Annotated in this window: 10 protein-coding genes; 7 read left to right on the forward strand and 3 right to left on the reverse strand. The window is 49.5% G+C overall.

Translation table 11 applies throughout. The annotated features are described in order from the left end of the window. Positions 1 to 59 precede the first annotated feature (59 nt). The 7 genes from OIK42_RS02805 (at position 60) to OIK42_RS02835 (ending at position 15,786) form a co-directional block, all read left to right on the forward strand. On the forward strand, positions 60 to 482 hold the full coding sequence (locus OIK42_RS02805) for an FKBP-type peptidyl-prolyl cis-trans isomerase (RefSeq protein ID WP_273638198.1): 423 nt from the start codon (positions 60 to 62) through the stop codon (positions 480 to 482). A 339-nt stretch (positions 483 to 821) separates the two neighbouring features. Continuing rightward, on the forward strand, positions 822 to 1,970 hold the full coding sequence (locus tag OIK42_RS02810; protein ID WP_374211836.1) for a sugar efflux transporter: 1,149 nt from the start codon (positions 822 to 824) through the stop codon (positions 1,968 to 1,970). Positions 1,971 to 2,118: 148 nt separating this feature from the next. Continuing rightward, positions 2,119 to 3,045, forward strand: coding sequence for an alpha/beta hydrolase family protein (locus OIK42_RS02815; RefSeq protein ID WP_273638199.1), 927 nt, complete (start codon positions 2,119 to 2,121; stop codon positions 3,043 to 3,045). A gap of 64 nt (positions 3,046 to 3,109) precedes the next feature. After that, on the forward strand, positions 3,110 to 4,687 hold the full coding sequence (locus tag OIK42_RS02820; protein WP_273638200.1) for a carboxylesterase/lipase family protein: 1,578 nt from the start codon (positions 3,110 to 3,112) through the stop codon (positions 4,685 to 4,687). Positions 4,688 to 5,037: 350 nt separating this feature from the next. Further along, positions 5,038 to 6,291, forward strand: a complete 1,254-nt coding sequence (locus tag OIK42_RS02825) for a pectate lyase family protein (protein WP_273638201.1) — start codon at positions 5,038 to 5,040, stop codon at positions 6,289 to 6,291. A gap of 239 nt (positions 6,292 to 6,530) precedes the next feature. Continuing rightward, positions 6,531 to 9,503, forward strand: a complete 2,973-nt coding sequence (locus OIK42_RS02830) for a TonB-dependent receptor (protein ID WP_273638202.1) — start codon at positions 6,531 to 6,533, stop codon at positions 9,501 to 9,503. 121 nt (positions 9,504 to 9,624) lie between these two features. Next, positions 9,625 to 15,786: a pectinesterase family protein gene (locus tag OIK42_RS02835; RefSeq protein WP_273638204.1), complete on the forward strand. Its 6,162-nt coding sequence runs from the start codon at positions 9,625 to 9,627 to the stop codon at positions 15,784 to 15,786. A 594-nt stretch (positions 15,787 to 16,380) separates the two neighbouring features. Here OIK42_RS02835 and OIK42_RS02840 read toward each other — a convergent pair. The 3 genes from OIK42_RS02840 to OIK42_RS02850 form a co-directional block, all read right to left on the reverse strand. After that, positions 16,381 to 17,505: a ThuA domain-containing protein gene (locus OIK42_RS02840; protein WP_273638205.1), complete on the reverse strand. Its 1,125-nt coding sequence runs from the start codon at positions 17,503 to 17,505 to the stop codon at positions 16,381 to 16,383. A gap of 235 nt (positions 17,506 to 17,740) precedes the next feature. Continuing rightward, positions 17,741 to 19,579: an SLC13 family permease gene (locus tag OIK42_RS02845; protein ID WP_273638206.1), complete on the reverse strand. Its 1,839-nt coding sequence runs from the start codon at positions 19,577 to 19,579 to the stop codon at positions 17,741 to 17,743. Between the two features lie 259 nt (positions 19,580 to 19,838). After that, on the reverse strand, positions 19,839 to 20,810 hold the full coding sequence (locus OIK42_RS02850) for an arabinan endo-1,5-alpha-L-arabinosidase (RefSeq protein ID WP_273641384.1): 972 nt from the start codon (positions 20,808 to 20,810) through the stop codon (positions 19,839 to 19,841). Positions 20,811 to 20,933: the final 123 nt, after the last annotated feature.

Here is a 20,933-nt window from a genome sequence, read left to right on the forward strand (position 1 = left end):
GTTTTTTGTTAAAAGCATTTATAATAAGCAGATTAGAATCATCGAGCAGGTAACAGAATATGGCTAAACGTAAACAGTCCAAAGGCTCGCGGGGCAGTAACAAAAACCTTAGCGAAGAAGTCATTGCCAAATTTCAGCAACGAGCGGATGTCACCGCAACGGCCAGTGGCTTGTTGTATCGTGTTATTGAGCAAGCTGATGGGGTGGTGCCAGGCATGCAGGATAACGTTAAAGTGCATCAGCGCATTAAACTCGGCGATGGCAGTGTTATCGATGACACCTACAAAAAAGGCCTGCCGGAAGAATATGCAGTCAGCGAGGCGATTGAAGGGTTGCAGGAAGGGTTTCAGCTGATGAACACCGGCGCCCGTTTTGAGTTTGTTATTCCGCCTGAACTAGCCTGGGGTAAGCGCGGCAACTCGGGTGCAATTGGACCAAACGCGGTAATGATTGTTGATGTACGCCTGGTTGCAGTTGAATAATGTAGCGCCTGTTTCGACACAGAGTGCCTATCTGCGTTACAGGCCGTTATTATAACAATACGTGCTTGCGGGCCACCTAATGCCCCTGCAGGTACTTAAAGCATGTCGAATCCACGCCCAAAATAGTCTATAATTCGCGCCCCAAAATTTGCAGGCCTGGTATTTGTTGCTGGCGTTATGCCGTTTAATGCAGCCAGTTCAGGTCTATGGTGTGTCTGTTTCATAGGCGTTTAGTAGTAGGGTAGTATTGGTTTGTTGTCAGCGTTAAAACAGCACGGTTTATTGTTTTTCATACTCAGCATGTTGACCGGCTTGATCGGTTCTTTTGTAAACCCTTTAATGAGTTTATTCATTGTTGAAGGGCTGCACAGCCCGCCTGCTTATATTGGTATGTATACCGTAGCGGTGACACTGGCTGGTTTAGTGTTTAGTCAGTGGCTTGGCACTCTGGCAGATAAGGGCATCAGTGCCCGAAAAATGTTTATGATCGCGGTAAGCGGCATGGCTGCAGCGCTACTGGTATTTGCTAATACCTCATCGTTTTGGGTAGTGCTGGTAGCTGGCGTGATATTGTTTTCAATGGGTAATGCTGCAATTCCTCAAGTACTTACTTTAGGCCGGCAATGGGCCGTCCAACAGCCTGACGTTAATTTAGCCCAGTTCAATGCCAGGTTACGCGCCGCAATTTCGTTTGCCTGGATTGGCGGGCCGCCACTCGGTTATGCCCTGGCCGCAGGGGTAGACTTTGACCGCTCCTTTTATATGGCGGCATTCTTTGCCTTAGTGGCGCTGTGCTTTGCAGCAGTGTTCATTCCTGAAGTGGCCACTAGTTCACCGCAGGCGTCAAACCACAGGACTCAAAAAACACCGGCATATTTTTGGTTGATGGTACTGGCGATTACGTTTGGGTCGGTGGGAAATATCATGTATTCCTCAGCGTTGCCGCTGTACGTCATTAATGAGCTGGGCTTTGCCACGCATACACCAGGTATATTTATGGGGTTGGTAGCCTGCCTGGAAATCCCTGTTATGCTCTATGCCGGCAAGCTGGCGCATAAGCGCAATAAAATCAAAATGTTTGGCGTTGCCTTTGGCTGTGCCATGGTGTTTTACATCGGCGTTTTCTTTGCCACCCAGGTGTGGCAGTTAATTGCGCTACAGTTCATAAATGCGCTGTTTTACGGTGTCTTTGCTGGTCTCGGCTTAACCATTTTGCAAGATCAATTGCCTGCTAGGATCGGCTTTACAGCGGCGGTGTACTCCAATGCCATTAAGGTTGGCATGATGCTGGGAACCACCGCTACAGGTGTGCTCGCGCAGTTCTTTAGTTTCCGCTTTGCGACCATAGGCGCATTTTGTGCCGCGGGTGCGGCACTAAGTTGCTTACTGCTTTTCAACTATCGAAAAAACCTCGCCCGCAATGCCGGGCCCAACCACATTTCAGGCAACGCTGGCAGCGGCCAATTAGCTGGCAGTCAGGTGCAGTGAAAGCGATATCTCCCTCATGGCCTGCTGCCTCTTAAGTAGCATTAATCGCGTAGGTTCATAGCGCTGTTACCCACCGAGCTGAGGGCCAGTCAGGATCGCCAATCAACGCGATTAAAACGGTTTTAATTGTCATACAAATGTGAAATCATTGTTAGTCGTTATTGCACGTATTGCTATTGAAAAAGGGAATATTATGATCCGCTGCGTACTGAGATGCCTGTTTGCCTGTTCGTTTATTGGTTTTTCAACACTAAGTGTTGGCGAAATTACCCAGAGTAAAGTACTTGATGAAGGTGGTAGTGGCCAGTATAAGGCGGTCGTTACCACAGATTCAGCGCTACCTGAGTTTGTTATCTATCAGCCGCTGGATATTCGTCAGGCGGCACTGGCGGAACAACGCCTGCCCGTGGTTATTTTTGCCAACGGTGGCTGTAATGACACGTCTTACCCCTTTGAACACATGCTTTCTGACATTGCCTCCCACGGCTACCTGGTCATTGCACTAGGCGCTATGCAGCAACGTTTGGATGACCGCCCTATTGTAAAGGCATCCAACGACATGATGGTCGATGCACTCGATTGGATTGCGCAGGCAACAAAAGACAAAAACAGCCGTTATTTTGATAGCGCCGACATGAAAAGGGTGGCCTATGCCGGCCAGTCCTGCGGCGGGGCTCAGTTACTGGCCATGGCCGAAGAACCTCGGGTACAAACGTTTCTAATGTTTAATTCAGGGATTGGTGACATGACAATGGCGCAGGCCAACAAATCATCTTTGCTGTCTCTTCATGGGCCCGTGTTGTATCTGGTGGGGGGAGAAACTGACGTGGCGACGGCGAATGCTTTGCTCGACTACGAGCGCATTGAGCATGTTCCCGTGGCGCTGGCTAATCATGCCAATGCTGGTCATTCCGGTACGTTTGAAGAGCCGTTTGGCGGTTCGTTTAGCCGTATGGCAATTAAGTGGTTAGACTGGCAATTAAAAGGCGTCAGCGCGAACTCTGCCACCTTCCTGGCTAACGATGTGAAAGGGTTTTCGGACTGGTCAGTAAAAGCCAAACAATTTACCAGGTAATATTCGCTTTTTGAGCTTTTTGACATACTTGAGTAGAAATACAAATTACAGGAAGAACGACAAAATGAAACGTCTAGCCACATTAAGCGCTGCAGCATGGCTTTGCTTAGTTGCCGTGACCGGGAATGTTTATGCCCGGGCGCTGGAGCATGTCACCGTTGAACAGGGCAAACTACAAGGTAAAGTTGAAAACAATATTGCGGTGTTTAAAGGCGTACCTTTCGCCCAACCGCCGGTTGGCGAGTTGCGTTGGCGACCGCCCCAGCCGGCAAAAGCATGGCAGGGTGTAAAAACAGCGTATGAATTTGCGCCCGCGCCCATGCAGGCGGGCGAGCCGCCAGTTGGAAAAAGTGAAGATAGCTTATACCTGAATATCTGGACCCCGGCACAATCTCAAGACGAACAGCTCCCCGTGTTTGTTTGGATATACGGTGGCGGTTTCAGCTTTGGTATGGCATCAGATCCTCTGTTTAATGGCACCCAGTTGGCAGAAAAAGACGTGATTGTTGTGACTATTGCTTATCGGGTTGGTCAGTTAGGCTTTTTAGCTCATCCTGAGCTGTCTGCTGAGAGTCCTGACAACGTTTCCGGTAACTACGGGCTGCTCGACCAAATCGCTGCATTGCAATGGATTCGCGATAATATTGCCGCATTTGGTGGCGATCCGAAGAACGTAACGATTGCCGGTGAATCCGCGGGTGGCATTTCGGTAAGTATGCTGGCGGCGTCGCCTCTCGCTAAGGACCTTTTTCATAAGGCTATATCCCAAAGTGGTGGCTCTTTTGGCCCTACCCGTAAGGTTAACTATCCCGGCGAAAACATGGTAACGCTGGAGCAGGCCGAAGCAGAAGGTTTAGAGTACGTGAAGCGGTTTGGCACGACTTCTATTGCTGAATTACGCGCTATGCCGGCAGAAACATTTATTCCCAGAGGCTGGTCACTGCCAGGCGGCTGGCCGATTGTTGACGGTCACGTTATTCCCGATGACCAGTTCACCCTGTATGAAAAAGGCAATTTTAACGATGTTCCCGCTCTGGTCGGTTATAACTCCGATGAAGGGGTGAGCTTTGTGCGGGGCAACGATGCCAAGCAATTTATAGACGGGATCCACACCCGCTTTGGCCCTTATGCACCGCAGCTCATTGACGCCTATTCTGTATCGGACACGGCAGTCACCCGCAGCGCCCGAAACCTCATTCGTGATGCGGCTTTTGGTTGGCATACATGGAGTTGGGCCCGACTACAAACACGTCATGGTGAGGCGCCGGCTTATCTTTATTATTTTGATCAACATCCGGACTACCCAAAAGACTCGCCACAATACAACCAGGGTTCCCCCCACGGTCAGGATATAGCATTCGTCTTTAAGCAACTCGATAAGGCAAATCCGCAGGTCAGCAAAACAGATCTGGCGCTGTCAGAATCAATAGCCACGTACTGGACTAACTTTGTTAAAAGTGGCAATCCGAATGGTCAGGATTTGGCCGAGTGGCCCGCCTTTAGTGCTGATGCTGCGTCTGTGATGTACTTTCAACAAACGCCTCACGTAGGGCCGGTGCCCGATAAGCCGGCGTTAGAAACCCTGGATGAATATTTTCACTGGCGACGTACCGCCGAAGGAAAAGCCTGGGCGAATCAATAAAGCGTTACTATCACCGGCAGTATGTGTGCTGCCGGTGCGCACTATCCAACATTTTTTCAGCATAACTCTGCGTTGACTAACGTTTCGCTTTTCTCATGGCGGTCAGGTTGAGACGATTGTTACTGCCACTCATTGCTGCGGCGGGATAAACGCTTTGAATAAACCGTTCCTGCCCCTAACAATTGTTATAAACGTTATTAACTTGTAAATAATATTGTTCTGCGCTATTTTTAATCAAATGCCACCGGTGGCAAATTATTTGTTGCGCCAGGATATTTGTAACATTAAACCTGCTTCGTCTCTGATACGGTGAAGGTAACGGCGATTCTATTACGGCTGGAATGAGGAATATGAAGAGACTGCTAACGTTAATGGCAACAGTAACCATCGCTTTTTTTACCTGCGTTTGCAATGCCAATCCTGAGCCTGCTTTTGAAGGAGCGTTAGGTTTTGGTCAATTCACCCAGGGGGGGACAGGTGGTAAGCGCTACGTTGTTAGCTCGTTAGCGGATGACCCGCAACACCCGCAACCGGGTACACTGCGCTATGCCGTAAAGCAAAAGGGACCGCGTGTGGTTGAATTCTCGGTCTCCGGTATTATCCATTTAAAAGCTGAGTTAGAAATAAAGCATGATTATATCACCATTAATGGCCAGAGTTCGCCGGGTGGAATTGTCGTAACCGGCGCCCAGACTGCCATTAAGGCAAGTCAGGTTATCATACGCTATATGCGTTTTCGCCCGGGGCACTGGCAACAGGAGGGCGATGCCCTGACTGCCAGGGGCCAGCAGCACATTATGATTGATCATTGCTCGCTGAGTTGGGCGAACGATGAAGTCGCCTCGTTCTACAACAATCGTTGGTTTACCCTGCAGCATTCTATTATCTCCGAGAGCCTGAAAGAGGCCGGCCACCACAAGGGCAGCCATGGCTACGGTGGCATATGGGGCGGTGCCAGTGCCAGCTTTATTCGCAATGTGATCGCCCACCATGACAGTCGTAATCCGCGTATTAACGGGTATCGCCTTAAGGCCCCCTATACCCAACCGGAAGAACTCACAGATATTCGCAATAATGTTATTTTTAATTGGGGAGATAACAGCGGTTACGGTGCTGAGGGGAGCCAGTTTAACCTGGTTAATAATTATTATATTCCGGGACCGGCTTCACAAGATCGTTATTTTTTCCAGTTTTGGTCAAAACCGGATGTGCCAGAGGCCAGAGCTTACGTAGCAGGCAATGTGATGATCACCGAACCTGATTTTGAACAAAACAACCGGCGTGGTTTAGTCGTTAAGAATCAAAAGAAACTGGATGATAATGCGGTGAATGCCCTGTTAAAGAGTACCCTGACAGAGCATCCGTTTGCCACTTTCGAGTCCGGTACACTAAGCGCTTATGGCGCTTATCAAATGCTCATCGAGAGGGCGGATGTTGGTGCTAATCGTAATGCTAAGGGCGCTTTTCAGGACTCGGTAGACACACGCATTATCAACGAAATATCTACGCGTAAACCGACTCATAATAACGGTCTGATTAATTCTGAATTAACGGTGTTAGGCCCCGAGGGCTGGGCAAATTACGCAAAGGAATTTACCCGTTAGTGCCCTTTTATAGCGTTGGCCACAGGTGTTTTTTACCGCGGACACCTTTAAGTAACGCCGTTAGCCAGCAATAGTAATTGTCACTCATGTGTTAAAAATATGTTGATTTAATGTTTTCTCAGGGATATATTGCCACCGGTGGCATAGAGTTTAAGTGTTACATTTGCGGTACGTGCCATATTAAAAATTATATCGTACTCATTTATACGAACCCGCCGTTCGTACTCGGAGAAAGGATTATGAGAGTATTTAAGTTAAACGCGGTTATGGCGAGTCTAGCGCTATCTATGCCGGTTTATGCTCAGCAAGCACAAGAACAAACACAGCAAGCTGATTCACCATCTGCACCCTCACAAACTACCAAAGAAACCAACAACAGCAACGACCAACAAGATCTGGAGATCATTGAGGTAAAAGGCGTTAAAACTGCCGATATGAAAGCCCGCGATCTGGAACGGATGAAAGACGGTTTTAGCTCGGTGATTTCCACTGACGAACTGGGTAACTTTGTCGATCAGAATGTGGCTGAATCGTTGCGGCGCTTGCCGGGCGTGACGCTCCAACGTAGCGAAGGCGAAGGAAAGTTCGTCGCGGTACGTGGTTTGGGCCCGAGCTTTGTCTCGGTGAATATGAACGGTTCAGAAATGGCGGGAGCGGGAGAAGACCGTGCCGTTAGTCTTGACTCGTTGCCTGCGGATCTACTCGGTACTATCGAAGTTCTGAAGTCATTAACCCCCGATCAAAACCTCAACTCCATTGGCGGTACGGTGAATGTAAAAGCCATTTCTGCCTTTGATCGCGGTAAAGAGACGCTTAACCTTAAAATGCAGGGCGCTTATAACGAATTGCGTGAGGCCTACTCACCGCGTTTTAGCCTGAATGGCACCGAATTGCTGCTCGATAATACAGTGGGCATTGGTTATGCGCTGTCCTATGAAGACCGCGAAACGCTGATCGACGAGACGCGCCATCACAGTTCCAACGAAATGAAGTTTTATCGCGCGGACTTTCCGCTTACCGATGATGATATCGCGGCGGGCAATCTGGGTCCGGAAATTCTCGGCCCCGCCCAGTTAGAGTACCGCCGGGAAATTGCTGACCGTACCCGCACTGCCGGCGCCCTCAATGTCGAGTATATGCCATCGGAAGACGCCTACTATTATGTGAAAGGGACCTACACTAAGTATGATGATGGTGACTTCGCCTTGCGCGAGTTTTATGATTTTCAGGATGCCGGCTCATTTGGCAATGACGAGATATTGTTCGTCGATGAGCAGACTAAAGAGTTTGTACTGTCAGACATCGATGTATTTCACCAGCACTTTATTCAGGAAAGTACCAACGAAACCACGACTTTCAGCCTTGGCGGGCGCAATACGTTTGCCAAAACCTGGATCCTCGATTATGAATACGCACGTTCAAAATCCGAAGAAGACTCTCGCGGCGATCGCCGTGTGCAGTTCCGTGAACGCGATCTGATCGTCTACGGTCGTGGCGGTAGGGATACAATAGACGCCCGTGTGATGAGCCCCGAAGAGGCAGCGTCCTTTGCCGGGCAACCCTATGTTGAAGGCATGTTTGGCAACGCCGCTGCAGGCGATGGCAGTGACTTAAATAACTTTATCTTCGACAACTTATTTTTAGAGGGCGGACTGCGCAGTGACGATCTCGAAAGCTGGCAGGTAAATCTGCGTAAAGATCTCTACAGCGATTACATTAACTACGTCAAAGTGGGCGGGTTATTTACCCAACGTTTCCATGAGCGCGATAAAAACCGCTGGAGTTTTGATCCGTCGGCCGACGATTGTAACAACGATCAGGCATGCATTGATGCGGTGAATTCCTCGCTGGCAGATTATCCCAGCGACATTCCGGCAAACAGTAATTTCCAGTATCCGTTTGAAAGTTCTGCGACGGTAGATGCCATTGTCGATGTTACGCGTCAGACACTTGAAAGTGCCACCAATGGTGAAGAGTCGATAGAAAGTACAAAAGGCGACTACACTATCGACGAAGACACCAAGGCTGCGTATGCAATGACGGAGTTTCCACTCGGACTGGATGCATCCGTTATCACCGGTGTGCGTTGGGTAGAAACCGAATTTGCCTCAACCGGCTTTATGTCGCTGGAAAACGACGACTTTGAATTTAACGGCGCTGGTAACGGGGAACTGGATATTGCCATTCCACTGCCGGAAGCATCCATTACATACAGCGAGTTTTTCCCCAGTGTTCACCTGCGTTACGAGCCTACCGAGAATATACTTATTCGTGGTGCGGTTTGGAGCAGTTTTACCCGTCCCTCGTTTAAGCAAGCAAGAGGCTTTGCCACATTCGATGCCGACATAGAGTTGTGCCCCCCAGCCAGTGATGATTGCGACGACGATCAGGGCAGCGCTAACCTGCAACAGCTACAGGACTACATTCTGGCGTCGAATAACACTCTGGATGTGGGTAACCCCAATCTTACCGCGATGACCTCGATTAACTACGATGCGTCACTGAGTTGGTATGCCAGTGAAAACCTGTTTATGGAAATAGGACTGTTCTATAAAGACATCGAAAACTTCATTATTGACGTTAACGGGGTAGGTATGTCGTTGAATGACTTGCCGGTGCGTTTGCCGGTGAATCAGGTGACCGAATTTGTTATTCCACAAGATCTGTTTTTGGAAGAGATCAACATAACCCTTAATGGCGACACTGCTACCGTCTATGGTGTGGAGCTGAGCTATAACCAGTATTTTGAAAACGGCTTTTTTATTCAGTCTAATGCCACGTTTCTAGACAGTGAGGCGCGTCTTGACGGCACCATTCGTCAGGGGGTCGTGCCTTTGCCCGATCAGGCTGATCAAACCTTTAACCTTACTGTCGGCTGGGAGAACGAAGTGTTCTCAGCACGCTTAATTGCCAATCATCGTTCTGAAATACTGGAGCAGATTGGTTCTTGTCCGGAGTCTGCCGAGCTGACTGACGTTAAAGGCTGTAAGGTTTGGGGCGATCAATATCAGGACGGTTATATGAGTTTAGATGCCAAGTTCAAATATGACCTGACTGAAAACGTGCAACTGTATTTTGATGCGCTCAACTTAACCTCTCAGGAAGATTTGCGCTACTTCCAGGGCAACGAGCAAAGCGGTGGCAACATCCTGTATCAAAAAGAAGTGTACGGGCAAACCTATCAGTTAGGCGCCACGATCAAATTCTATTAATCAAGGGATTGAGGCATCGCCTCAGAACAGTTAATTGAAACGGGAACGTGGCAACAAATAGCGCAGAGAGTGATCTGCACATACGCCACACTCCCGTTCTATCATCCCCGGGAGGGTGAACATGAAACATCTCAATCGTATTGCCGCAGTATTTAGCGGCGTCGTGTTGGTTACTGGCTGCGGATTCGAACAGACTACCAATGTAAAAGAGCCTCCGGCGCCGTCGTTGACCGGTCAGTTTGTTGATGCGCCGGTGGGAGGCTTAAGCTATAGCTCGGAGTCGTTTCCGGATGGCACCACCAATGCCAATGGTGAGTTTGACTATTTCAGGGGCGATCAGATCACCTTCTCCATTGGTGATTTAGTGTTTCCCAGTGCGCCGGCCTCCAGTTTACTCACGCCACTGGCACTGTTTAAAACCGATAACCCGTTTAATCCGTCGGTGGTTAATACCCTGCGGTTGTTACAGGCACTGGATACCGATGCGGATCCCAGTAATGGCATCAGTATCTCACCTGATGCCGCAGCGGCGGCAACGATGCCACTGGCTGATGGTGAAACAATTGAGTCGTTTTTTGCCCAGGACGCTGCTGATTTTGCCGCCGATGTTGAGCCGTGGCTGGCCTCGGTTGGTGGCAGTGCAACACTGGTCGACTACGACACCGCCGTTGCCCATTTTGTGAATTACCTGGAAACTGAATATGGCACGCTACTGACTAATGCCATTAACGTTGAGTTGATTACCGGCACGCTCTATAACACCTACATCGCCGGCAATAAAGCGATTAAACAAGCCGTTACCTTTACGCCCGATGATGCCGGAGGCCTGACCGGTACCTTTACCTTGCTGGCAGGGGAGACTACTACAACGGGCACTTACAACTTTGCCTTTGGGCGTCGTGCGTTAGTACTTACTACCGACACCAGTACTCACTACCTGGTATCACGCTCGTTTAACACGGTGGATGAGGTCTACAGCCTCTGTTGGTACGATAATCCTTCACAGGCGCTAACCAGTCTGGTTCGCAGCTGCGATGCCGATAGCGATCCGAAAGATAACCTGCTGGTACTAAGTGAAGAGCAGGCCGATCTTGAGCTCATCGCGCTGGAAGAACAAGCGTCAAGTGTTGAGCCAGCGCTGGCAGAGAGTTTTGACACCGATATTAATACGTTCTTCTCGTCAGGTTACAAACGCCTTACTGACGATCCTAATAGCGGTCCAATGTATTTTAAAACCGGCGGTAATCCCCTTATCGACCCGAGTTTAGGTCAGCTTACGCTGGCTGGTGCGCGTTTTACCATTGGTAACGCAGCTGCGAATCCGGGCGCTGAAACGGCCGAGAGCGATACGGTAGGCACCGGTATATTCAATATTAGTCAGGGCTTTACCCTAAGCTTTGACGTTATCGATCACAATGGTTCCGGCAGTATGAACCTGTACGTCGACAACAATACCACCAGTCAGGGTAAATCAGTTCATGGCGGCGCCAGTAAATTTGTGGGAATGAGTGTCAACGCGGAGAACTTACCTATTGGTCAGCGTTTCACTTATACCTATGAACCGGGCACTGATGTGAGCGGCTTGCCGGTGGACGATCCCGATGCGCGAATCCTGGACGCGACAGTCACGAATTCGTTTTTTCAACTGCGTACCGACAGTTCTGCCAGTGTTACCATCGACAACCTCACGATAGAAACAGTTGCCGACGCTGTGGATGTGCCGGAACCGCCACCGGAAGAGCCGGAGGAACCAGCTCCTGAACAACCGGACATTCCTCAGGTTGCCTTACCGCTTAGCTTTGACTATATCGGCGTGACTGAGGATATATTTTCAGACGCTTTTGCCAGTCTGCTCAACAGTAATGGTGAAACCCTGCCGCTTTATGCCCGTACCGGTGGTTCCGTTACCGTGGTTGCCGAAGGTCTGGAAATAGACTCTGGCCGCTTTACTATTGGTAATGCTACCCCTGAGGTAGAAACCACGGGGGACGATACCATTAACACCGGGGCATTGGATTTAAGTCGTCCTTACAAAGTGGTAATGGACATTGTGTCGGTGAATGATACTGAAGGTAATAATAAGTTTCAGATCTACGTAGATAACAATACCAGCAGCAGTAGCAAATCAATTCATGGCTCTGCATCGCGTTTTTACAGTGAACTTATTAATACGCTTGAGCCTGGCACCACGCTCGAAGTGGAAGGCTTTTTGGCGTCCGAGAACTCCTTTTTACAGCTGCGCACGGAAAGTGGCGGCACTGTGGTGATCAATAATTTGCGTATTGAATATATTGAAGATACCACTGTGTTTGCTTGCGCAGACCAGCCGTCACTGTATTTCTGTGACGACTTTAGCAGTGCCAGTACCGACAACTGGGTATTGCTGGCGCAACCGGATAATAGCGAAGGTGCAGTAGGCAGCTTTGATATTCTTAATGACAACGGTAATAAAATGTTGCGATATACCGCAGGCAGTGCTGGCGGCGAAATTTTACAGTTAACCGAAGCCGCGATGGCGAGTATTCCCGATTCGGCTGATTACTTCGTTGAGGCGCGTATTCGCCCTCGCCAAAACAGCACAACGGCAAATAAACAGCTGTATTTTACCGCTCGCTACGATAGCACCGGCAATTGGTACGGCGGCGGCTTAAACCTGCAAAACTCATCGAGTAACACGCGGGTTGAAATTGCCGTTAGTACCGACGGTTCAATAAGCCGGCCGCTGCAAGCGAAAACCCCCTTATTACTGGGCGAAAAAGATGCCACAGACGGTGTCTGGTATCGGGTCCGGTTTGAGCTGGTCGGCGAAACCCTAACGGCGTATCTGGATGGCGAGAATATGGGCTCGGTAACCGACGCAACCTTCACGGCGAAGGGGCTAATCGGTATGTTTACCAATAACCGATCATTCGAAATGGATGATTTCAAAGTGGGCGACCCGAGTGTGAAGCCAGTACAGCTAACTTTAGACTTTAAAGATCCGGCCTGGAACGCGACGACCACCACAGAGCCGCTATTGGTTTATGTCACCGCCATTCAGGATGACGGTATCACAGACGATAGCTATACGGTGACGACGTCAAATGAGAGTGTGGTCAGCGTCAGTGTCGATGGCCCTAATGTAACGTTAACACCGGTGGCAGCTGGCAGCGCGGTCATTACCTTTACCTCTGGTTCCGATCCCACTTTAGTGCGCGATATCGAAGTCCTGGTAACCGAAGGGTTTGTGATGCCGACCAGTGAATATGGCGATCTGACAGGGAAAGTGTCACCGGCACTGAACGCCAACAATGCCTATATTGATGCGCGTTTAACATTGACTTTCGACACACCGCCGACCTTAGGTGACGTGGGAGAAGTGCGTATTTATAATGCCGCTGATGATACCGTTGCCGATGTGATTACCCTGGGCGGTGATATCGATACACTGGGTTATCCTGACCAGGATCGCTTGCGTCGCGTCAACTACCGTCCGTTTAGTATAGAGGGTAGTACCCTGACTATCGTGCCGCACAGCAACGCCCTTGATTATGATAAAACCTATTATGTGGCGATTGGCGACGGTGTGGTCACTGACACTGCGCTTAACGGTGTGTCGTTTGCCGGTATGGGTAAAAGTGCTGGCTGGCAGTTCTCTACCAAAGAGATAGGCCCGTCGGGCACTGACATTACGGTAGATGACGATGGTGTGGCAGATTTCCGCACGGTTCAGGGCGCGCTAAGCTATGTGATGCAAAATGTGGCGAAAGATACGTCAGCCACCATTACGGTTAAGGCTGGTATGTACAATGAATTACTGTACCTGCGCAATAAAAACAACCTGACTATTCAGGGCGAGGATCGCGACAATACCGTTATCTACTACGACAACTATGAGTCGTTCAACGGCGGTACCGGCGGCAGCGAGCCATTGGGTGGCGGCACACCCAACGGCGGGCGTAGTGTCTTTTTGGTGGAAAGCGCCGATATGCTGGTACTCAATAACTTTACCCTCAAAAACAGCCATATTCTGAACAACACAGACTCAAACCAGGCTGAAACGATCTACTTTAACAGTAACCATCGTTTAGTCGCTAACAACATGAACTTCACCAGTGAGCAAGACACCTTGCTGCTCAAAGGATACAGCTGGTTCTACAATTCGCTGGTGGCCGGTAATGTTGACTTTATTTGGGGTTATCCGACGGCGGCGGTGTTCGAAGAAAGCGAAATTCGTACCATTGGAAACTCCAAATATGGAGCAAATGCTGCCGCGCCGGGGGGATATGTGTTGCAGGCAAGAGTACCCAATGCGGACGATCCGGGTTTTGTATTCTTAAACAGTGACTTTACGCATGGTCCGGGGCCGCTTGGCACTACGGTTGAGCCTGGCTCTACCTATATTGCCCGCAGCGGTGGTAACAGTAGCTACTTTGATAACATCACGCTTATCAATAATACCTTCGGCGAGCATATTGCAGCGTCGGGCTGGGCCTACAATGGTATTAATGGTCAGCCACAGCCCAACCCTGACCCGGCGACAGCTAATGCAGGGTGGCGTGAGTATGGCAGTATGAACGCTAATGGTGAGGCGCTAGACCTGTCAGTCCGTGCTGGCGGCTACATTCTCGCTGAGAGTGAAACAACCGGTTATACCAGCAGGGCGACTATTTTTGCCGGCTACAATGGTGGCGAAGGTTGGGAGCCGCAACCAGTGGGCGTGCCGGTTATCGTTGAAGAGGTCGCAGACACCGGGTTTGCCGGCGACAACTTTGATATTACCGGGGGTGCTGGTGGTATGACAGTGACGGTAGATACCGGTGCTAAGCTCACTGCAGCGCTGGCAGATGCCAAGGCGGCTAATTCACCGGTGACCATCTATGTTGATGGTGTTATCACTGACGCTAACAATGACGGTAGTGGCCGCTCTATTGACATAAAAGATATGGATAACGTGTCGATTATCGGTGTTGCTGACAGAGGTGAATTTGATGGCATTGGTATTGCTATTCGTCGTGCCAATAATATTATTATCCAGAACCTGAAAATCCATCACGTACTGACCGGCGGTAAAGATGCGATTTCTATTGAAGGCGACAATGATGGTTCGACGACCAGCAACATCTGGATTGATCATAATGAGTTGTACAGCACGCTGGATGTCGATAAGGACTATTATGATGGCCTCATCGATTCTAAGTCCGGGGCGCGAAACATTACGATTTCGTACAACTACCTGCATGATCACTGGAAGGGGTCGTTGCATGGCCATACGGATAACGATACCAACAGCGATAACACCGATCGGTTAATTACTTTCCATCACAACCGGTTCGAAAATATCGAGTCGCGGCTGCCGTTGTTCCGTTTTGGTTATGGTCATTTGTACAATAACTACTACAACAACATCAGTTCAACGGCCATCAACTCGCGGATGGGCGCCGAATTGCAAATAGAAAACAATGTGTTCGAAAATACCCAGAACCCCATTGTCTCTTTCTACTCTGCTGAAATCGGCTACTGGAATACGTCTGGTAACCTGTTTGGTACTGGCGTAACCTGGACAACGCCTTCTGGTAATGACGTGGTTGCAGGCCCTGATGCAGAGCCAACCAGCAGCTATGTAGTGCCCTATGAGTACACTATGGATGAAACCAGCGTGGTGAAGAGCAAGGTAATTAACAACGCTGGTGTTGGTAAGATTGATCAAAGCGGCCTGGATATACCCGCCATTGGCGACAATGGTGCCGGTGGTGGCAGCGGCGGCAATGATACCGGCACAGACGTAACGCTGCCTTACAGCGAAGATTTCTCTGCTGACAGTACGGACGCGTTCTTTAGCGCCGCCTACAAGTCATTACCGGCGGATAGCAGTGTCCCACTGCATGCCGTCACCGGTGGTGGTAGTGGGATATCCATTACTGACGGGCAAATCTCGTTGGACAGTGCGCGTTTCACTATTGGTGACACGCAGTCAGGCACTGACACCGCTGATACCGATACTGGCGGACGTGGTGTATTTGACTTAAGCCGGCCGTATAAAGTGTTGGTCGATATCGTCAGCGTGAGCGATCCGGATGGTGATAATAATTTCCAGCTGTATGTGGATAACAATACCAGTAGCAGCAGTAAATCGGTGCATGGCGGCAGCTCAAAATTCTTCGCCACGCTGATTAATGATCTGACGATTGGCACATTGGAAGTCGAAGGGCCGGTGGCTACCGCTAATTCGTTTATTCAATTACGAACCGAGAGTGGTGGCACCGTCACACTGGATAACCTGCGGATTGAATATACTGACTGACACAGAATAAATTAACCGTTTGAAATCCGTAGTGCCGCCGCGCACTGCGGATTTTTTTTGTTTTTTTTAAAATCTCACATCAACCAGGATTTTACTTTGCGGGGATTCTTAGGCTTTTGTTTTTATTAATGTATTTATTGTTTTAATGGGTGCTGTTGCATTGCCAAAATAGCGTAAAAATATAAAATAGTATACGATTTTAAAAAATAACTGGAAAATTTTACAGTATTGTCATATAGTTAATAGGGCAACATAACTAAGGAGGATGTCAAATGAAAGCTTTTAAACGATTCTTCAAGCGAGCACATCCATACACTGTTGCTTTTTATCTAGGCAGAAAGAATACCCAAAAAATCTTAAACTGTAAGATTAAGAAGAAGTCAGAACTGTTCGACGAACAGCATGGTTAAGGCTTGAAGGCAAAGAGGCTCTATTAACGTGGGGCCTTTTTTGCGCCTGTAATATGGGTTGAGCGGGCAGTTGTGAGCTGCCCTCAGATAACCAACGCACTGCGGCGGGCTCAACGTCTTAAACCTTGAAACCCACTCGTGTGCCTGCTCTTGTGTATGACTACCAACAACCTCTGAATCATCTTTACTCTTTACATTGCGCCACGCCTTGCCCGGCAGTCCATTGCAGCGCATCCTTTAGTAACTGCATGTTTTCTTTGTTGGCGTAAACTTCTTCACGGTGGCCAATGGCAGTGTACATGGCTCTGCCCTGACGCACACAATGCTTCCAGGCTATCGGGTGGGTATCGCCCATCGCCAAATTGCCTGGTGTATAGCTGGACTCGTCAATACTGAGTACGTATTCCACATTATCAATCTGCGGTTCACTGGCAAAGGAATACCACTCATCTTTTAATGACCAGGTTTGCGGCAGCGATGCACCGACACGGCCGTCATTTATATGTGTGGTTAGTTCGGCGGTCTGAAATTGTGGCTCCATGGGGTGACCAATAAACTGTGCGCCTAACAATGAGTCGCGGTACCAATCCCAATAGTAAACCGAATCGCCGCCCGAGGCATGTACGCCAAGAAAGCCACCGCCATTATGCATATAGTCTTCAAAGGCCTTGCGTTGTGACAGGGTCAGGGTATCACCACTAACATTATTCCACACGACAACATCAAACTGGGCCAGGTTACTGGCTACAAATGCCCCGCCATGCGCGGTCACCGTCACGCCATACCCCATGTCTTTTGCCAAACGCTTAAAGGCTTCAGTGGCTGCGGTGACCGAGCGGCCATGGTCATAGCCATTGATTTTCTGAAAAACCAATACCTGAACAGGTTCATTGCCAACCGTAAACAGCTGTGGTTCGGCGTCGAAACGTGCACAGCGGGCGGTTTGATCGTCAGTCGTCACCGGCAATTTTTTAAGTGCTGCATCGAGCTTGTCGATACCTGGTTTGGCCGGATCCATGCGGGCAATCAATTGCTCCAGAGTAAGGATGGTTGCCAGTGATGGTACCGTGTCACTGAGCAACCACGCCGGTAGCGTGGCAAACAGGCCTGGGTAATACTGCTCGGTGAGTTCACGGGCTGCCGGGCGGGTCATTATGTCATAGGCGGGCAGGCTAACACTGAAGGGGGCATTACGCAGAGCACAGTTGGTAATTGGTTTATCCTGGGCAAACAGGTTATTGCAAAAAAAAGAGCCGCTGACCAGCAGGGTAGTGACGGCTATGTTTGACAACGCTTTAAATGTTTTCATGATTTTTCCTGATTGGCTAACACGTAAGCGCTTCCAACGGTGATAGTTCAGCGCAGTGATAACTGAAACCCTATTTTGTTAGGTGGCTTAACAATGAGTGACACGTACGATAACCGGCTGGAGCGACAATGAAAAGTTCGAATGTTAAAAATAACGCTTTGTGTTAACCAATTTGCAACAAGTGATGGTGCGAGCAAATAAAGACCAGTGCTATGCCGCAACAATCAAAGGTTTGTTACCAGGGGAAAAACCAGGGAACTAAATAGTAGCAGCACACAAATACCCAACCAAGCATGGGCAGGCCCAACTTAATGAAGTCGATAAACCGATACTTACCGGGCTCTACAATTAAGGTAATAATCGGCGAGGCGACCGGTGTTAAGAAAGCGGCTGATGCCGCGAATATAACAGTCATGGCCATTGGGTAGGGCGATACTGACAGTTGATCGGCAATACTAATGGCGATGGGAGCCATCAGTACTGCAGATGCCGTATTGGATAATATATTGGTTAACAGGGCTGTGATAAAAAACAACATGACCAGTAAGGTATGCGGCGAAGCATCTGCCGCCAGGCTAATTAAACTGCCGACAATCATGTCGGTACCCCCTGTTTGTTGCAGCGCCTCAGCCAGCGGCAACATACCGGCCAGCAAGACCAGGCTTTGCCAATGGATGGCACGGTAGGCGTCTGCTGCGCTCAGGCAGCGGGTCACGACGCCGGCGATAACGGCCAGCATCACCGCCGCAATCAGTGGCATCCAGTTAAAGACCGAGCTTAGCACCAGTAATGCGATAATCACTAAGGCCACAGGCATGCGTTTATAGGCTGGCACGATGTCGTCGGCTTCCGACGGTGTTTCCAATAACACAAAGTCATGCTTTTGCTGCTTTAGTCTGGCGATTTTTGTCCAGGTACCGGTAACGAGTAAACTGTCAGAGGCTTGTAAGGGCGTGTTTTGGTAGTCGGCCAGAGGCTCTCGTTTGCGCCGCACACCATATACATCCAGATCATAGTGATCGCGAAACCGGGCATCACGCACAGACTTACCAATGAGCTTTGAATCAGGATGAATCAATACACTTACCGCACCAAACTCCCAGCTGCGGTACTGAGTTTCCATCTGCGACGGATGAAACGGAGCCAGCCCCAGCGTCTGTTCGACGCGGTCGCTATCTTCAGGATGCATTGCAACATGTAATATATCGCCGCTGTGTAACACGATATCCGGCGATACCCCGGCTTTTAGCTTGCGCCAGCCGCGGGTTTGCTGGGAAAGATCGAGAATACGGATACCATAGCGGTTGTAGAGGCCACTTTGGCCAATAGTTTTACCCTGTAGCGGCGATGTTTCACTGATGCGTAAATAGGTGAGTTGATGGTCGACCTGATATTCATGCCACAAGGCCTGAATTGACCGCTGCGGCGAGCGTTCAGCCGCCACACGGTTATCAGGCAGCCAGTGGCGCCCCCAAAGCAGCATATATCCAATTAATCCTGCCAGCACGATAAGTCCGGGGGCGGTAAATGTAAAAAAGCGCAACGGTGCATAACCTGCGGTGTTCAAGGCTTCGCTGACCACCAGGTTAGGGGGCGTCGCGATAAGCGTAAGCATACCGCTAACCAGCGCGGCATAGGACATGGGTAATAACAACTGACTGGCACTGTGACCGGTTTGTTTGGCAATGCGCAATACAATAGGAATAAAGATTGCGACGACGGCAGTTGAGCTCATTACCGCGCTCAACAGGGCACTGGCCAGCATCAGCATGAGCAGTAATTTATTGGCAGAGCTGCGACTATGCCGACCTATCCAGTCACCTACAAAGCGAGCAACGCCGGTACGGTCCAGCATCTCACCTACAACCAGCAGCGCCGCAATAAGCACCACGACCGGGTTGCCAAAGCCTGCCATCGCCTCGCTCACAGAAAGAATGTCGCCGAGCATTAAGGCCAGCACAACGCTTATGGCAATCATGTCGTAACGCACACGGTTACTGGCCATTAATAAAGCGGCAAGGGCAATGACGACAAAAACATAGTGGGCATGTAAGGCCAGTGGCACAGTGAACATAAAAAGCTCCCGAAACAACTATCCCTGTGACGTCGAGATTACACAGAATGAATGTTATATAACCAGAGTACTGAACTTGCCCGCTAAATAACAGTGGACTGGATCAATAGAAGTGGCATGAAGGCTGACTGGAGAGGCGCAAAAGAAAACCCCCGTGCGTGTGGGTCAACCGATTACGCTGTAATCTCGCACGAGGGTTAGGGCACATGGCGGCAAACCAGTTAACGCTGTGTTTGCCGGTATTGTTATTGTAATTGGCTTACTTACTGATAAGCTTGGTCGTACGTTTATTGAGGTCGGCAGGGTCTACCACTGGCCAGTCGTTATCCCAGCTAATGGGCAGAATACGCAGTTTTTGCACCGCGTTGTCTGCTGTTTCGTAAGCATGCAATACCAGATAGTCTTTACCGTCGAAGGTATACGCGGCGTTGTGGCCAAGTGCAACCCAGTCGTCATTGCCTTCAATAACCAGGGTGCCGCCGCCTTCGTTCAGTGATTTACCATCACGGTCAAGATAAGGGCCCGTCACATCTTTACTGCGGCCAACGCGCACATTGTAAGTACTGTCCATACCGCGGCAGCATTTATCAAAGGATACAAACAGGTAATAATAACCGTTTTGCTTAAAGATATACGGTGCTTCAATGGCGCCTTCACCCGGGTCAGCATCATTACTTAAATTAGCACCAGGACGCTTAGCAATAGAATACCATTCTTCTGGCTGAGCAAGTCTCACCATGTCATCGTCGAGTTTAACCAGCTTCAGACCATCCCAGAACGAGCCAAAACTCATCCAGGCGTTTCCGTCGTCGTCCTCAACAATGGCCGGATCGATAGCATTCCAGTGATCGCGGTTGGGTACTGATTCCACAACGATGCCGTAATCAATCCACTTATAATCGGCAGAATCCGGATCAAGGGTTTCATTAACCGTTACACCAATCGCGGAGGTATTTTTACCGAATGCTGACACCGAATAATACAGGTAAAACTTACCGTCTTTTTCGTAAACGTCCGGCGCCCACAAATGGCCGTTAAAGCTTGGTGAGATGCGCTTTGCCCAGCTCGGTTCGTCAGGGAAAACCCGTCCGGTCAGCGACCAGTTTTCCATGTCTTTGGATTCGTAGTAGGTAATACCCGGGCCGGTGCTGAACACGTAATAGGTGTCGCCTTCTTTGGCCATTACCGGATCATGCACTTCAACTTGTTTTGCCTGTGCACCGCAGCCCATCAAAAAAGCGCCGCTGATCAGGCCGGTTATTGCTGTGCGGAAAGTCTTCGCACTGATTGCCAATTTTCGTTCTAAAATCATTTTTACCTCAACACAAAAAGCGTTTGCCTACTATAGCAATAA

The sequence above is a fragment of the Alteromonas gilva genome, from assembly GCF_028595265.1.
Lineage (GTDB): Bacteria > Pseudomonadota > Gammaproteobacteria > Enterobacterales > Alteromonadaceae > Alteromonas > Alteromonas gilva.

Coding starts and splice junctions, on each gene's coding strand:
- OIK42_RS02845 (WP_273638206.1), bottom strand. CDS start 19,579: ATGTTCACTGTGCCACTGGCCTTACATGCCCACTATGTTTTTGTCGTC.
- OIK42_RS02825 (WP_273638201.1), top strand. CDS start 5,038: ATGAAGAGACTGCTAACGTTAATGGCAACAGTAACCATCGCTTTTTTT.
- OIK42_RS02830 (WP_273638202.1), top strand. CDS start 6,531: ATGAGAGTATTTAAGTTAAACGCGGTTATGGCGAGTCTAGCGCTATCT.
- OIK42_RS02840 (WP_273638205.1), bottom strand. CDS start 17,505: ATGAAAACATTTAAAGCGTTGTCAAACATAGCCGTCACTACCCTGCTG.
- OIK42_RS02805 (WP_273638198.1), top strand. CDS start 60: ATGGCTAAACGTAAACAGTCCAAAGGCTCGCGGGGCAGTAACAAAAAC.
- OIK42_RS02810 (WP_374211836.1), top strand. CDS start 822: ATGAGTTTATTCATTGTTGAAGGGCTGCACAGCCCGCCTGCTTATATT.
- OIK42_RS02820 (WP_273638200.1), top strand. CDS start 3,110: ATGAAACGTCTAGCCACATTAAGCGCTGCAGCATGGCTTTGCTTAGTT.
- OIK42_RS02835 (WP_273638204.1), top strand. CDS start 9,625: ATGAAACATCTCAATCGTATTGCCGCAGTATTTAGCGGCGTCGTGTTG.
- OIK42_RS02850 (WP_273641384.1), bottom strand. CDS start 20,810: ATGGGCTGCGGTGCACAGGCAAAACAAGTTGAAGTGCATGATCCGGTA.